We start from the raw sequence: 15,412 nt of genomic DNA, 5'->3' as shown, positions 1-15,412 counted from the left end.
GACCTGTCGTGGCTCATGCCCTGATCGCCGATATCCTGGCCTGGGTCGGTGCCCATCCCGGCCCGGCGATCGCGGTGGTGTTCGCGATCGCGGTCGCCGAATCGATCTTTCTGTTCGGTCTTCTGATACCGGGGGCGATCTTCATGTTCGCCTTCGGGGCACTGGTCGGCACCGATGCCCTGTCGGGCACCGCTGTCTTCGCGGCCGCGATCCTGGGGACGTTGATCGGCGATTCGACCAGTTATGCCCTCGGCCGGCGTTACATGGGCCGGCTTTCGGAATTGCCGGGCCTGGCCCGGGTACCGGGCGGAGTGGCGCGCGGCGAGGCGTTTTTCGCCCGCCACGGCGGCAAGGGCATCGTGCTCGGCCGGCTGATCGGCGCCCTGCGACCGGTCATGCCGACCATCGCCGGAGCCGCCGGCCTCTCGATACCCCGTTTCGTGATCATGGACGTCATCGCGACCGCGGTCTGGGCACCGATCTATATCGGGCCCGGCGTGGTCTTCGGGGCCTCGCTCGATCTCGCCGCCCAGGTTGCCACGCGTCTGGCCATCCTGCTGATCGGGGCCGCTGCCGTGGTCTGGGTTCTCACCTCGCTGGCGCGCTTCGCCCTGGTGGCCGGGCGGTCGGCAGGACGGCGCTACGCCGATGCCCTGATGGCCTGGAGCGCGCGTCATCGACGGCTCGGGCTGCTCGGCCCGGGCCTGGCCGATCCGCGCCAGCCCGAGATTCCCGCGCTCGCCGTGGCCGCCACGCTGCTCATGCTGATCACCGGCGCGATCTATCTCGCCCTCTGGGGGCTGGGGCCGGCCCGGTATCCGACCACGTTCGATGCCGTGGTCTTCTACCTCGTCGGCGGACTGCACAATCAGCCGACCGATCAGATTGCCCGCGTCCTGGCCGAGCTGGGCTCGCCGATCGTGTATCTGCCCTTCGCGGCGATCATGGGCGGGCTGCTGGTCGGGCTCGGCAACTGGCGCGCAGCCACGCACTGGGCCGTCGCCCTGTTGTTCTCGGCCTCGGCCACGCTGCTGTTGCGCTGGCTGTTGGCGATCTCGCCGCCGGCGATCTTCTTTCATGGCATCGCCGCAGACCCGGTCTCGCTGGCCGGCGGTGGCCAGGATCTGATCCTGGCCGCCACCGTCTACGGTCTGACCGGCATGATTGCCGGTGCCGGGCAGCCGGAATATCGACGGCCGTATGTCTATTCCGGCACCGTGGCCGCGATCGTGATGATTGCCCTGGCCCGGCTGTATCTCGGTCTCGACTGGGCCAGTGACAGCCTGATCGGCCTCGGCGTGGCCTTCGTCTGGATCAACCTGCTGACACTCGGCTATCGCCGTCAGCACCCGAGAAAGGTTCGCAGCGGCCCGCTGGCCGGCATGGCCGGTGTGTTTTTCATCGCCGCCGCGATCATGGCGCTCTGGCCCGGCAGTGCCATGCGACGCGTGCCCGGGCTGGCGGCCCAGGCCGCCGACACGCGCCACATCGCCGACTGGCGGACCGACGGCTATCGCGATCTACCGGTCCGGATCCAGACCCTGCGCGGGCGCGACGGCGCGCCCATCAATATCCAGGCCGCCGGCGATCACGATGCACTGGTCGATGCGCTGACCGTCGCCGGCTGGCAGGAACCGCCCGGCCTGGGTTTCGCCCAGGCGCTGACGAGCCTGGCACCGGATACGCCGATCGACCGACTCGCAGTCTGGCCGCGTATCCACGACGGGCGTATGGCCGGTATCGTGCGCGTGCATGCCGTGGCCGGTACGGGGCGACGCTGGGTCGTGCGCCTGTGGCCGACCACCACGGTCACCGGGCCGCACGACAGCCCGGTCTGGATCGGGATCGTCGATGCCCAGCGCGTCGATCACGAGCTGCGTCTGGTCACCACCGCCCGCGATACCGCCGGCTACAGTCAGGCCGCGGACTATCTCGCGCGCAGCCTCGCCGGCCACGATATCGCCCATCTCTGGCCGGCCGGGCAAGGCCGGCCTCCGTTGCTGTTCTGGGCAGCGCCGCTTTCCAGCGATGCTAAAGTAGCGCCGCGCTGAGCACGGCGCGTCTCCATTTCCCGTCGTCTTCGATCGCCATGGCCAACCCAGAAAAACGCAAGACAACCAAACTCAAGCAGCCGGGCTTTCTCACCCGGATGCGGGCCAGCCTCAACAAGGGCGATTCCTGGCTGACCTATGACCTGCGCAACCTCTTGCCCGGCGAGACCGTCGACCAGGACGCGCTCGATGAGCTCGAGACGCGTCTGTTGCTGGCCGACGTCGGCGTCGATGCCACCAGTCAGGTGATGAACCGCCTGCAGACGCTGTTCGACGGCGGCCGGCTGCGCAGTTCCAAGGATCTGGGCAAGGCGCTGCGCGAACATCTGGGTAACGTGCTCGCCCCCTGCGAGCAGCCGCTGGAGATTCCCGACGACACCCGCCCATACGTGATTCTCATGGTCGGCGTGAACGGCGTCGGCAAGACCACGACGATCGGCAAGCTGGCCAAGAAGCTCCAGGACTCCAAGCTCTCCGTGATGCTTGCCGCGGGTGACACCTTCCGTGCCGCGGCGGTCGAACAGCTCATCGGCTGGGGCGATCGCAACGATGTACCGGTCGTCTCCCAGGGCAGCGGCGCGGATTCGGCATCGGTGGTCTATGATGCCTATTCGCGTGCCAAGGCCCGCGGCATCGATGTCCTGATCGCCGATACCGCCGGCCGACTGCATACGCAGGGGCATCTCATGGAGGAGCTGAAGAAGATCAAGCGCGTCATGGGCAAGCAGGACGAGACGGCCCCGCACGAAATCATGCTGGTCGTCGATGCCACCACCGGCGGCAACGCGCTGCAACAGGCCGTAGCCTTCAACGATGCGATCGGGTTGACCGGGATCACGGTGACCAAGCTCGACGGCAGCGCGTCCGGCGGCATCGTGTTCGCGATCTGTCAGAAGCTCGGACTGCCGCTACGCTTCATCGGCGTGGGCGAGACCGCCGATGATCTGGGCGTGTTCGAGGCCGACAATTTCATGGATGCCCTGTTCAACAAGAGCTGAGCCGCGCCGCGATCCCGGCCTTGCGCTCGCGCCCCGGCTCGCGGACGATTCGATGAAACCGCCCGTGCAGCGCCTTAAAGGTTTCCGATGACCGATATCGTGGCCTTCGACAACGTGGTCAAACGCTATCCCGGCGGCAAGCTCGCCCTCGACCGGGTCTCGCTGACGCTCGCGCGCGGTGAGATGGCGTTTCTGACCGGCCACTCCGGCGCCGGCAAATCGACGCTCATGAAGCTGATCGGCCTCATCGAACGCCCGACCCGCGGCCGGGTGGTGATCAACGGGATCGATCTGGCCCGGGTGCATCGTCGCCAGGTGCCGCGCTATCGACAGCGGGTCGGGTTGATCTTCCAGAATTACAATCTCTTGTTCGACCGCACGGTCTTCGACAACGTTGCCCTGCCGCTCGTGATACGCGGCCTGGCACATCGGGACATCACGCGGCGCGTGCGGGCCGCACTCGATACCGTGGGCCTGCTCGCCCACGAGAAGAAATTCCCGATCACACTTTCGGGCGGGGAACAGCAGCGCGTCGGCATCGCCCGGGCGGTGGTCAATCGCCCCTATCTATTGCTGGCGGACGAGCCGACCGGCAACCTGGATCCGGATCTGTCGGCCGACATCATGCGGCTGTTCACACGGCTCAACGAAACCGGCACGAGCGTGATGATCGCCACGCACGACATCGATCTCGTCCAGCAGATGGGCTATCGACGCATCATGCTCGACCACGGCCACCTGGAGACGCACTGACCGATGGCAGACGCTTCCCCCCGCCGGGCTTCATCGCCCAAGCAGGCCTCGCAGTCCTCGCTTTCCGAAGCCGCCAGCGGCTGGGCCGGCTCGCACGCCCGCTGTCTGCTGGAAAGCCTCGGCCGTCTGCATCGACGCTGGGTCGCCAGTCTGCTCACCGTGCTGGTCATCGGCATTGCGCTCGCGCTGCCCACCGGGCTGTATATTCTGGTCAAGAACATGGACCATCTGGCGACGAACTGGCACGAATCGGTACAGATCTCGGTCTATCTGAACACCGATCTGTCGGCCGACCAGGGCGCGTCGCTGGCCCAGCGGTTACGCGACGATGCCGATATCGACAATACGCACTTCATCTCCGCCGAACAGGGGCTGGCCGAGTTCAAGAAGGCGAGTGGCTTCGGCGATGCCCTCGATGCGCTCGGCCACAACCCGCTGCCGGGCGTGATCCAGGTCACACCGCGAGCCGCGATGCCGCCAGCCGCGGTGGGCGAGCTGGTCGACCGGCTCGCCGACACCGATCATGTGGCCAAGGCCCAGCTCGACCAGGCCTGGCTACGACGCTTGAGCGCGATCCTCGATCTGATCTCGCGGGCCAGCTGGGTCATCGGGCTGCTGCTGTCGGCTGCCGTGGTCTTCATCGTGGGCAACACGATTCGCCTGGACATCGAGAATCGACGCCAGGAAATCGAGGTGATGAAACTGCTCGGCGCCCCCGATGCCTTCATCCGTCGCCCGTTTCTCTATAGCGGGCTGTGGTACGGCCTGCTCGGCGCCGTGGTTGCCCTGGTCGTTCTCGGCGGCTGCTACATCGCCCTCGGCGGCCCGCTGGCCACGCTGGTCTCGTCGTATAACGGTGCGCTGGCACTGGAAGGACTCGGCCTGTCGGGCATCGGGCTCGTGGTGCTGATCGGGATCCTGCTCGGCTGGGTGGGCTGCGCGATCACGGTCAATCGACAGCTCGCCGCCATCGAACCAGGGTGAATGACACCGGGCCGTTCAGCCGGGCGCCAGTCGCACCGAGTTATCAATCGGGCAACGATTCTTTAAAGGCACGAGGGCAGTCGCGCTCGCGGGAACTTCGCGATCACGGGCGTTGTCTATCCCGCAGACCGTGCACACTGCCGTGACGGGCGTATTTTGCTAAAATGCGTTCATACGCCAGTGGCCCAATGGAGGCTAGCAAATGGCCAGTGAAGTGACTGTTCCGACCACGACGAACATGAACCTGCCGACCCTGTCGTCGGCCAGCATCGAATCCTATCTTCAGGCTGTTTCCAACATTCCTGTCTTGGAACAGGACGACGAACAGCAGCTGGCACGCCGGCTGCGCGACGAAGGCGATATCCAGGCTGCCCAGAAGCTCATTCTCTCGAACCTGCGCTTCGTCGTGCACGTAGCACGCGGCTACTCCGGCTACGGGCTGCCGCTGGCCGATCTCGTGCAGGAAGGCAACATCGGCCTCATGAAGGCCGTCAAACGGTTCGACCCGGACGTCGGCGTACGGCTGATCTCGTTCGCCGTGCACTGGATTCGTGCCGAGATTCATGAGTACATCCTGCGCAACTGGCGCATCGTCAAGGTGGCGACCACCAAGGCACAGCGCAAACTGTTCTTCAACCTGCGCAGCTCGAAGAAACGGCTCGGCTGGATGAACCATGCCGAAGTCGAGACGGTTGCCGGCGATCTCGGCGTCAAACCGGAGACGGTACTGCAGATGGAGCGTCGTCTTTCCGGCGGCGACCAATCGTTCAACGCACTGCCGACCTCGGACGAGGAAAGCGCCTACGCACCCGAGGACTATCTGTCCTCCGGCGAAGGCGACGATCCGGCCAACGATATCGAGAACGATAACTGGCAGAGTTATCAGCACGACAATCTGGGCCGTGCAATGACGTCACTCGACGATCGAAGCCGGGATATTCTGGAGTCCCGTTGGCTGCGAGAGGAAGGCAAGATTGGCCTGCAGGAGCTCGGGGACAAATATGGTGTGTCCGCCGAGCGCATCCGCCAGCTCGAGGTTGCTGCAATCAAGAAACTGCGCGGCGCCATGGCAGCCTGACCGCCCCGGCATCGCATTCCGATGATGCCGACCCGCCGGCGTCTACTCCTGTCCTGTGCGGCATGGGCGGGCGCCGGCTTTCTTTCGTCGCTGGTCGCCTCGCCCCGTGCCTTCGCCACCGACGCCGGCGCACCGTGGGCTGACGGCCAACCGTTCTCTTTCGAAGCGCTCGTTGCGCTCGCTCGCCGACAGGCTGCCCAACCCTACACAGCACCGCCGGCGCCCGACAGCAAACAGCTTGCCGCGCTGAACTACGACACATCGCGCCGCATCCGCACCACCGACGCCGGCCGACGTTGGCAGAACGCCGAATCGCCATTCACGCTCGAACTCTTGCCCGTGGACGCCGGCGCGGACACGCCGGTCGAAATCAATCTCGTCGAGGACGGCATCGTTCGCCGACTGCCCTATGATCCGGCCGCGTTCACGTTGCCGGACAGCGACGGTGGCACCGCGCTGCCAAATGATCTCGGCTACGCCGGTTTTCGGCTGCGCGACCGACGTACCGATGATCACGAATGGCTGGCCTTCAAGGGGGCAAGCTATTTCCGTAGCCCGGGATCACGCGATCAGTACGGTCTGTCGGCCCGTGGTCTGGCCGTGGACACCGGCCTGGCCGATCAGGAGTCCTTCCCCGCGTTCACCCGTTTCTGGATCGAAAAGCCGGCCCTTAACGACACACACATCACGATTCATGCCCTGCTCGACGGGCCGACCGTGACCGGCGCCTATCGCATGCGATGCACGCACCCTGGCGATGTGGTCATGGATATCGAGACCCGGCTTTTCCAGCGGGCCGACATCGCACGGCTGGGCATTGCCCCGCTGACCAGCATGTTCTGGTTTTCCGAAACGAACGGTCGTTTCGGCCAGGACTGGCGCCCGGAGGTCCATGACAGCGACGGTCTGGTCATCGAGACCCGCGACGGCGAGCGGCTGTGGCGTGCCTTGAACAACCCGCCCCGGCCCGATACCAGTCTTTTTCAGACGCCGAGCCCCCGCGGCTTCGGATTGCTGCAACGCGACCGACGCGCCGCGCATTATCTCGACCCGGCCGTGGCCTTCGAGCGCCGTCCCGACGCCTGGATCACCCCGCGCGGCGACTGGGGCGACGGCCAAATCGCCCTGTATGAATGGCCGACCAACGTTGAATACAGCGATAACGTCAACGCGTTCTGGATCCCGCAGGTAGCGGCCCGCGCCGGCCGTCACTGGGCTTTCGATTATCGCCTCACCTGGACGACATCGCCGACGTTCGCCCGGCATCTGGCCCGGGTGGTCGCCACGCGCACCGGCCGGATCGGCGTGCCCGGCAAGCCGGGTTACGTGCCGCAGAATCGGGAATTCGTGATCGACTTCACAGGCGGGCCGGTCAACGGCGACAAGCCCGACAAGCACGTCAGTCTGGAGATCGACGCCAGCACGGGACACATCAGCAACCCGTACATCAAGACCGTCGAGAATGACGGCCCGGTATGGCGCGTCTTCTTCGGCTGGCGCGGGCCGACGCCGGCAGCCGCTGATACGCCGGTCGTGCTGCGCTGTCGCATTCGGCGCGGCGATACGGCCCTGTCCGAGCGCTGGGTCTACAGCTATTATCCGCAGCCCCTGCCGGCGCCCGCACGCGCCGGCTGATCAATCAGCTCGACGGCAGGCCGGGCGGCGTATCGGGCTGCCCTCGAGCCTCGTCATCGTTGTCGTGCGCATCGCGATGTGAAAACACGCTGCCCACCGATTGATCCACAGAGCGCAGATGCAGATCGTGCTGCGGGTAGACGATCCGGATGCCGTTGGCCTTGAAAGCGCCATGGACACGACGATAGAGGGCGTGCTGTAGCGGCAGCAGGTTGTACAGATCGTGATAGAACACGCGGGCTTCGTAGATGATCGCGCTGTCGTCGTAGCCCACCATGAAAACCGAGGGGGCAGGCGTTTCCAGCGCGACCGGTTCGGCGTCGATCGCCTCGTTGATGAGCCGTTCGACGAGATCGCCGTCGGAATCCAGGGCCACGCAGAAACGCAGGATCAAACGCGTGATGTCGTCGGTCAGCGTCCAGTTGATCACGGTTTCGGTGATGAACGTCTGGTTCGGGATCACCACTTCCTTGTTGTCCCAGTCCGTGATCGTCGTCGCCCGGATCCGGATACGCGACACCGTGCCGGTCAGCGTACCCACCGTCACGGTATCGCCGACGCGCACCGGTCGCTCGAACAGAATCAGGATGCCGGAAATGAAATTGGCGAAGATCTGCTGGAGACCGAAACCCAGACCGACACCGATGGCCGCGACCAGCCACTGGATCGAGGACCATTTCAGCCCGATCAGATTGACCGCGACCAACAGCCCCAGAATGACGATGGCGTACTGGAACAGCGTGGCCATGGCATAGCGGCTGCCGGCGTCCATCGAAAAACGGCGCAACACCGTGATTTCGAGAAAGCCCGGCAGGTTGCGCCCCGCCAGGGCCGTGACAACACCCACGGCCACCGAAAGCAGCAATGCCCCGAGGGTGACGTTGGTCACCGTGGTCTGGCCGTCGACCCGACTGGTGTGCTGCCACAGGGTGATGTTATCCAGAAGCTGCAGCGCCGGCAGCGTGCCCGACCAAACGAACCAGAGCCCGGCACCGATCACCAGGGTGATCACCACCTTGATCAGTCCACGGGTCTGCTCGCTGATCTGCACGAGATCGATCTCGAGGGCTTCGAGATTTTCCGGCGCGCTGTCGCCGGAGACCGCCGCGGCCTCGCGCGAGGCCCGCGCTTCGCGTGCCTCCTCACGGCGCCGTAGCGCCCGCGCCAGCGCCAGCCGACGCTCGGCGACGGTCAGCCAGCGCACGATCAGACTGTAGAAGATGACCGCACCGCCCAGCAGTGCCGACGAATAGAAGAAGCGCGTCTGTAGCTGCAGCGCGGTGTAGTAATACCCCATCGCCGCCAGACCGGACAACGCCAACGGGACCGCCGTGGCTACCGGTAGCCAGAGATAGCCGAGACGCCAGTGACCGCCATCGTCTTCGGTCATGACATCGGCCAACGCCCCGGTTACCGGATGCAGAACGCGCCAGGCGAAGATGGCGATCGACACCTCGCCGAGCATGAAGGCCGCGCGGCCGAGCGTCTCGCGCTTCGCGTCGTCGTCGAAGACCTCGGTCATGGAGATGACCATGATCGGGATAATCAGCGCGAACAGCAGCCACCGCAGATTGCGATGCAGCCCCCGGCGCGCGCTGGCCGGCCAGCGGAAGTGCCGATCGGCCAACCCGTAGGGCCGACAGATCGTGGCGAATGGCTCGATGAACAGCCACAGCATGCCGAGCTGAAAGATGCCAGCCGCCACCGCGCGCGCGAAACGGGTCGCCCCCGGCGCATGCCCGGTCAGATAACCGATGATCAACGGCAGTACGATCGACGGCAGCGACAGCATCACCGTGATCACCGCCACCCGCAACGTCAACCAGATCGTATCCCGGCTGACGTTGCCGACCGGCTCGCCGAGCCGGCGCATCTGCCGGCGCATCGGGCGACGGAGTGCGATCAGTATGGTGATGAAGAACGCCGACAACCCGGCGATGAACGGCCGAGCCGTCACCCCGGAGACGAAGGCCATGAGTGCCGACCGCCAGGATCGCGGGTCGATCAGCCACGGCAGATCCGCCACCATCCGCATCGGCCAGTCAAGCCAGATACCCCGGAACGACGGCAGCCAGAACAGGCGCTCGTCCAACAGCCGGTTGAACGAAGTGAGGGTGTCATTGTACTGCTGCGACAGCGCTTTCAGCTCGCGCCCGATGTCGACGTAGCGGCCCTCGGCATCGATGAGCTGATCGACGATCGCGCGCCGTTGCTGCAATAGATTGACCAGGGACTCGCGCTGTCCGGCCGTGAGCGTGACACCGGCCTGATCGGCCATGCGATCGGCCAACCGATCAGGATTGTCGAGCTCCGTGCGATCCTGCTGCAACTGGAAACGATCGAGCTCGGCGCTCGAGACATCCGGCAGGCCGGACAGTGTATTGCTGGACAGAAACGACAGCGACGGACTGGCAAGCCGACGACGCTGGTTGCGAAGCACATCGCCCAGGGCTACCGAACCGCCGCCGATCTCGAGCTGACGCTGAACCAGATTGAGTCGACGCTCTAGATTGTCGACTTGGGCGCGCTGATCGGACTGGCGCTGCGAGAGCGCTTCCGTGTTCTGTGTGAACTCGGCGAGCTGGTGCGTCAGCTCGACGTTCTTCTGTGCCGCCTGGCTGATCGGAGCCAGGGCCGTGCGCAGCTCACTGAGCTTGTCTTCACTGGCGCTTTGAAGCGACTGTGCAGAGGCCGATTGCTCGCGCGAAAGCGCGGTCTGTGCCGTGGCCAGCGCTTCATTGAGCCGCGCGACCTGGGCCTCGGCCAGCGAGCGCTGGGCCTCGAGCAGACGTTCACGGGCGTCCAGACCGGAAAGCGCCTGCTGAAGCCGCTCGATTTCGGCGTTGAGTGCTTCGCGCCGGGCCGAGGCGAGCGCACTCTGCGCCTGACTGCGAATACTGTTGGTGTTACCGATGTCGCTGGCGTTGTCGTTGGCCAGAGACTGCAGCTTGCTGCGTGCCTCGGCCAGAGCCTGACGCAGCTGTTCCGGCTGCTGGGCGATCCGCGTGAGCTTGTCGCGCAGGTCCGACAGGCGGGCCTGGGCATCGGTCAACTGGCTGCGGATGTCATCAGCACGCTTGGACAGCCGCTCCAGCGGCATCGATGACAGGGCCTCCAGCGACGGCGGCTGGTCGAGATTGCGCAACTGGCCCTGCGTGGCATCGATCTCGCTCGGCGCGTTGTCGGCCGCCTTGCGCAACGCATCGGTCTGGCGCCGATCAGCCTGGGCGGCCTCCAACGCCGACAGCGTCTTCTGGTAGGTGTCGAGTGCGTGGGATTGGGTGGCCTCGTCCAGATCCTTGCGCGACTTGAGCGTCTCGATCTCGTTCTTGACGTGGTTGATCTGCGACGCGCTGTCCAGATTCGAGGACGCACTCGACGGCGCCGCCGTGGCAACCGCTGACGACAACATCGCCAGCAGACATGCCACAAGGACGAGCGCCGCCTGACAGCGCAGGGATCGACACGGAACAGACGGGGCCACCGGCGCCACTCTCATCGGCTGCAAAAGCCTAATTATGCAACGGCAAGCCGTACACGCCAGCTTACGAGAGATCGCCGATCACGAACGATCCCGCTCGGCGAGACGGCGCGCACGCGCATCGTCGATGATCTCGAACACATCGGTACCGAACGCGCCGAATTCACGGTTCACACCGCGCATGACGTCGTAGATGCTCGGCCCGGTCACGCGCTCACCCGTGCCCGATGACCGGTCGCGCAACGACGTGATGCGCCGCGCCTGGCGCGCGATATACCCACCCACCAGTCGATGGCTGTTCTCCAGATGTACCGTGGCCGAATCAACGGCGGCTTCGGTTGAATCCTTGATTGTTTCAAGCAGCCTGAGCATGGTGGCGCGCCGAACGCTGCAAAGAAATTCCTGTCTTGAGCTTAGGCTCTTTGGCGCAGCCCGGCAACGCCGGCACAACACCTGCCCGCGGCTTGCCACCCCGAGTCCGGGGCGCCCGGGTACACCGGCATGACGGACCTGTGCCGACGGCAAGCAGGAGCCGGCCCTGGATCGCCAACGCTGCCGTTCGTCATCGTCCGGCGAGAAAATATCGCCAAGGGCTTACAATGTCCCGCGGGTGGCCTCACCCGCCTCCGTTTCAACCGCAGCCGCTGATCGACCCAACATGCCCGGTGCCGCCTCAACGCCTCGTCGCCCGAGCCCCCGCCGCGGAGAAGCACGTGCAGCGCTCATGCAGGCTGCCCTGTCGCTGGTGGCCCGTGAAGCGAATTTCTCTGCGCTGTCGCTGCGCCAGGTCGCGCGTGAGGCCGGCGTGGTCCCCACCGCGTTCTATCGTCATTTCGCCGACATGGACGCGCTCGGGCTGACGCTCGTCGAGGATACATTCGCCGAGCTCCGCACCCTGCTCCGCGATGCCGACCTGCCCTCGCTGCCGCTCAAGGGCATGACACGTTACGCGGTATCTCTTTTTGCCTATCACGTGCGTGACCGACGGCTATTGTTCCAGTTCCTCGTCAAGGAGCGTTTCGCCGGGACCGTTCCCATCCGGCGCGCGATCGATGCCGAAATCGACAGCCTGGTCATCGAGCTCGCCCGCGACTTCGGCCATTTCGATACGTTCGGCAGCATCACCGACGAGGATCTGCAGATGATCGCCGGCCTGGTGGTCAACGCCATCATCGCCCTGTCGGAACGCATCCTGGACGTCGACCCCGACGCTGCCGAGAACGCAGCTCTCATGCTGCGCGCCGAAAAACAGCTGCGACTGATCTTTCTCGGCGTCGGCCGCTGGCAGAGCCAGCCGGACGACGATGCCGCCCCGGGCGACTGACCCCGGATTGATGCATCTTGGCATCCGACAAGACGCTGCGGTGCCGTCAGCACACAGGGCCTGTTAGGGCCTGTTATTAATCCGGCACCCAAACAGCTGACGACGTCAGCTGTTTTCAACGCCATCGAAAGAAACGCCGGCACTTGTCCGTCTTTTTATTTTCAATGGCTTCACGGCCGTTGGCCGTGGCGCGCGCGCTGTCGCACACGCGCGTCATCAACCCGAAAAATCATCTATTTTTATCCCGGGTCAATAACACGTCCCACGTGCGCCGCGCCGGCGCTCATTTTCTTGCAAGACAAGGCATCGGGCGCGTACGGCCGTCATTCCGGCGTCGCGAACGACAACGCCGGATTGCACAAAAAATGACCGTCGTCCCGTTGGGTGGCACCCCAAAAAACCGGCCATGCGGCGTTGCGAGTCTGGATCGTGGCACGCCGCGATCGGCGACTCGCGCCTTGCCGGACACACTGTGGTCTCTCGACGAAAAGGCGCTCGAACGAAACCTCAACACGCCCTAGAACGCAAACGACATCGTCGCTCGCGCCGCCGGTCGTGTTTCGGGCGTGTCGTCACGCCCAATGCGCGGAAATGAACCGCTTGCGGCCAGGTTGCGTGCCGAGATTCACCGCGCGGCGTGGCCCGTTGAGCGCTGGTCTCATCCGCTATCGCTCTCGCGCCTGGCCCTGGCCAGGCTTGGCGAATGTCTGCCCGCCATGTCGCGATGGGCGTTGATATTCAGTACGCCTCTTCGGGCTCGCGCTGCGGCATCGGCTCGCCGCGACGCTGCGCCCGCACGCGAGAGACGATCTCGGGCACCAGCGACAGCCCCCACTGCTGGCCGAGATCAAGCGATTCGGTCAACAGCTGCGGCGATATACGCACCAGTTTCTGCCCCAGCGGCGACTGATAGAAATTCACGAGCTGGTTGAGCTCGATCAGATTGAAGTGCTTTTCGTAGATCGGCGCGAGAACGGTGTACAGCGCATCGCCGTCGGCGATGCGCTCCGATACCACGGCCCGGGTCTGCTGCTGGATCGCTTGCAGCGTGGCCTCGTCGAGCGACCCGCCGAAAAGCGACATGGCACTCGTGACCCGATCGATGAACTGGTCGGTGAAGACATTCTGCAGCTGGGCGCGATCGGTCAGCCGCACCAAGGTATGCACCAGCGCGTCCTTGCTGGCCTGGACGTCGGCCGGCTGATCGCCGGCCTGCGGGCTCGTCGCTGCCGGCGACGACGGATCGCTGCCCTCGCCGGATGCCGCCGCCCATCCGGGGGCAACACTACACAGGATCGAAAGCGCGGTGGCTGCGATCAGCCGATCAAGCCGCTTCTGCCGGGCCGACGTCGTCATGAAAATCCCTGCCTTCGCGCGTTGCCGCGATGATACCCACACGGACCACGAAATCGCCGAAGTGCTCGTTGGGTTCCCGCTCGGCTGCCCAGCGTTCGATCATCGGAGCCAGTTCGGCCAGGATCTCGTCTTCGCCAATCGTCTCGCGATAAAGCTTATTCAGACGTGAACCGTCGAACGCCGCGCCGAGATACATGTTGTACTTGCCGGGCGCCTTGCCGACGAAGGCGATCTCGCCCAGAAACGGCCGCGCGCAACCGTTGGGGCAGCCCGTCATGCGGACCACGATACGTTCGTCACCGAGACCGGCCTCCTGCATCAGGGTTTCGATCTTGCCGACCAGGTCCGGCAGATAGCGCTCGGATTCGGCCATCGCCAGACCGCAGGTCGGAAAGGCCACGCAGGACATCGAGGCATGCCGCAGCGCGCTGTTGCGCTCGGTCGAGCCGTCGTCGATGCCGTAATGCGACACGATCTCGGCGATTGCATCGACATCGGCCGGCTCGATACCGGAGACCACGACATTGTGATTGCCGGTGAGCCGGATCGTGCCCTTGTGGATCTTGGCGATCTCGCGCAGACCAGTGCGCAGTTTGTAGTTGGCCGGCCCCATGTACTGGCCGTGATGCGCACGCCCGTTGTCATCGAAATCCGCGATGCGCCCGTTCTCGATGAACAACGTGACGTGATGCTTGCCGTCGTCGTCGACGAACCAGCCGATCGGGTCGCCGTTGCGTTCGAAGTGATAATCGCGCGCCGGGTCGAGATGCAGGTTCGCGCGTTCGGCCAGCTGTTCGTGGATGAAGCCGATGCCGTGATCGTCGATCGTGTACTTGAAGCGGGCATGCTTGCGGTTTTCGCGATCGCCGTAATCGCGCTGGATCGTGACCAGCGTCTCGACCGTTTCGAGCACCTTGTCCAGCGGCGCGAAGCCGATGACGCTGCCAAGCCGCGGATAGGTCGCCGGCTCCCCGTGAGTAGTGCCCATGCCGCCGCCGATCGCCACGTTGAAGCCGACCAGCTCGTCGTTGTCGACGATGCCGATCAGACCGATGTCGTTGGCGAACAGATCGACATCGTTTTCCGGCGGCACGGCGATCGCGATCTTGAACTTGCGTGGCAGGTAGGTCGTGCCGTAGATCGGCTCGTGATCCGCCTCCCCGGTGGCCTGCTGCTGGAGAAAGATCTCCTCATAGGCACGCGATTTCCAGGCCAGATGCTCGGAGAGCTTCGTCGACCAGTCGTGGAGTGCGGCATGCACCGCCGACTTTTCCGGAAACGCCGATGCCATGACGTTGCGATTGACGTCGCCACAGGCACCACGGGCATCGATACCGATGGCATAGGCGTCCTGCAACAGCGGACGCAGATGTTTCTTGGCCACGTGGTGATATTGAAAGGTCTGGCGCGTGGTCAGGCGCAGCGTACCGTTGGCGTATTCGTCGGCCAGACGGTCGATCTCTAGATACTGCTCGCCGGTCACCACCCCGGCCGGCAGCCGCAGGCGGAGCATGAACTGATAGTGCGGCTCCAGCTTCGAGGTCTTGCGCTCGGCACGCAGGTCGCGGTCGTCCTGCTGATAGAACCCGTAGAACTTGGTCAGCTGGGTATCGTCCTCGGCGATCGAGGCCGTCAACTCGTCGGCCAGCCCATCGGCGATCGTGCCGCGCAGATAGTTGCTGGCGATCTTGATGTGTTCGACCGGCGAAAGATTCTTGTCCGTGGTGCTCATGGGATCACCTGATGATGACG

Annotated in this window: 11 protein-coding genes; 7 read left to right on the top strand and 4 right to left on the bottom strand. The window is 64.8% G+C overall.

Annotated elements, in window-relative coordinates; genetic code table 11:
• The first annotated feature begins 8 nt into the window (after positions 1 to 8).
• From D3260_RS04370 to D3260_RS04345, 6 genes are all read left to right on the top strand, one after another.
• Positions 9 to 2,051, top strand: a complete 2,043-nt coding sequence (locus tag D3260_RS04370) for a VTT domain-containing protein (protein WP_120097354.1) — start codon at positions 9 to 11, stop codon at positions 2,049 to 2,051.
• Positions 2,052 to 2,089: 38 nt separating this feature from the next.
• The gene (gene ftsY, locus D3260_RS04365; RefSeq protein ID WP_233543957.1) at positions 2,090 to 3,049 is read left to right on the top strand and encodes a signal recognition particle-docking protein FtsY; all 960 of its coding nucleotides are present in this window, start codon (positions 2,090 to 2,092) and stop codon (positions 3,047 to 3,049) included.
• 87 nt (positions 3,050 to 3,136) lie between these two features.
• On the top strand, positions 3,137 to 3,802 hold the full coding sequence (ftsE, locus tag D3260_RS04360) for a cell division ATP-binding protein FtsE (protein WP_120097352.1): 666 nt from the start codon (positions 3,137 to 3,139) through the stop codon (positions 3,800 to 3,802).
• A 3-nt stretch (positions 3,803 to 3,805) separates the two neighbouring features.
• Positions 3,806 to 4,786, top strand: coding sequence for a permease-like cell division protein FtsX (gene ftsX, locus D3260_RS04355; protein WP_120097351.1), 981 nt, complete (start codon positions 3,806 to 3,808; stop codon positions 4,784 to 4,786).
• Between the two features lie 202 nt (positions 4,787 to 4,988).
• Positions 4,989 to 5,864 (top strand): RNA polymerase sigma factor RpoH, encoded by an 876-nt coding sequence (rpoH, locus tag D3260_RS04350; RefSeq protein ID WP_370456278.1) that lies wholly within the window; start codon positions 4,989 to 4,991, stop codon positions 5,862 to 5,864.
• Between the two features lie 21 nt (positions 5,865 to 5,885).
• Positions 5,886 to 7,499, top strand: coding sequence for a glucan biosynthesis protein (locus D3260_RS04345; protein WP_120097350.1), 1,614 nt, complete (start codon positions 5,886 to 5,888; stop codon positions 7,497 to 7,499).
• Between the two features lie 4 nt (positions 7,500 to 7,503).
• On the opposite strand, the gene D3260_RS04340 is transcribed toward D3260_RS04345, so the two are convergent.
• Together D3260_RS04340 and D3260_RS04335 are read right to left on the bottom strand one after the other, a co-directional pair.
• Positions 7,504 to 10,929 carry a mechanosensitive ion channel domain-containing protein gene (locus tag D3260_RS04340; protein WP_158583389.1) on the bottom strand — a complete coding sequence of 1,142 codons (3,426 nt, stop codon included), beginning with the start codon at positions 10,927 to 10,929 and terminating at the stop codon, positions 7,504 to 7,506.
• A 132-nt stretch (positions 10,930 to 11,061) separates the two neighbouring features.
• Entirely contained in the window at positions 11,062 to 11,352 is a 291-nt protein-coding gene (locus D3260_RS04335; protein ID WP_120097348.1) for a hypothetical protein, read from the bottom strand.
• A 352-nt stretch (positions 11,353 to 11,704) separates the two neighbouring features.
• Here D3260_RS04335 and D3260_RS04330 point away from each other — a divergent pair, with 352 nt between their 5' ends.
• Positions 11,705 to 12,304 (top strand): TetR family transcriptional regulator, encoded by a 600-nt coding sequence (locus D3260_RS04330; RefSeq protein ID WP_233543956.1) that lies wholly within the window; start codon positions 11,705 to 11,707, stop codon positions 12,302 to 12,304.
• A 738-nt stretch (positions 12,305 to 13,042) separates the two neighbouring features.
• On the opposite strand, the gene D3260_RS04325 is transcribed toward D3260_RS04330, so the two are convergent.
• Positions 13,043 to 13,660: a DUF2059 domain-containing protein gene (locus D3260_RS04325; protein WP_120097346.1), complete on the bottom strand. Its 618-nt coding sequence runs from the start codon at positions 13,658 to 13,660 to the stop codon at positions 13,043 to 13,045.
• Positions 13,629 to 15,392, bottom strand: a complete 1,764-nt coding sequence (locus tag D3260_RS04320) for an NADPH-dependent assimilatory sulfite reductase hemoprotein subunit (RefSeq protein WP_120097345.1) — start codon at positions 15,390 to 15,392, stop codon at positions 13,629 to 13,631. The genes D3260_RS04325 and D3260_RS04320 overlap by 32 nt, the downstream gene beginning before the upstream one ends.
• Positions 15,393 to 15,412 lie beyond the last annotated feature (20 nt).

Origin of the sequence: Salinisphaera sp. Q1T1-3 (genome assembly GCF_003602005.1) — a bacterium.
GTDB lineage: Bacteria > Pseudomonadota > Gammaproteobacteria > Nevskiales > Salinisphaeraceae > Salinisphaera.
This window is presented reverse-complemented; position numbering and strand designations above follow the sequence as displayed.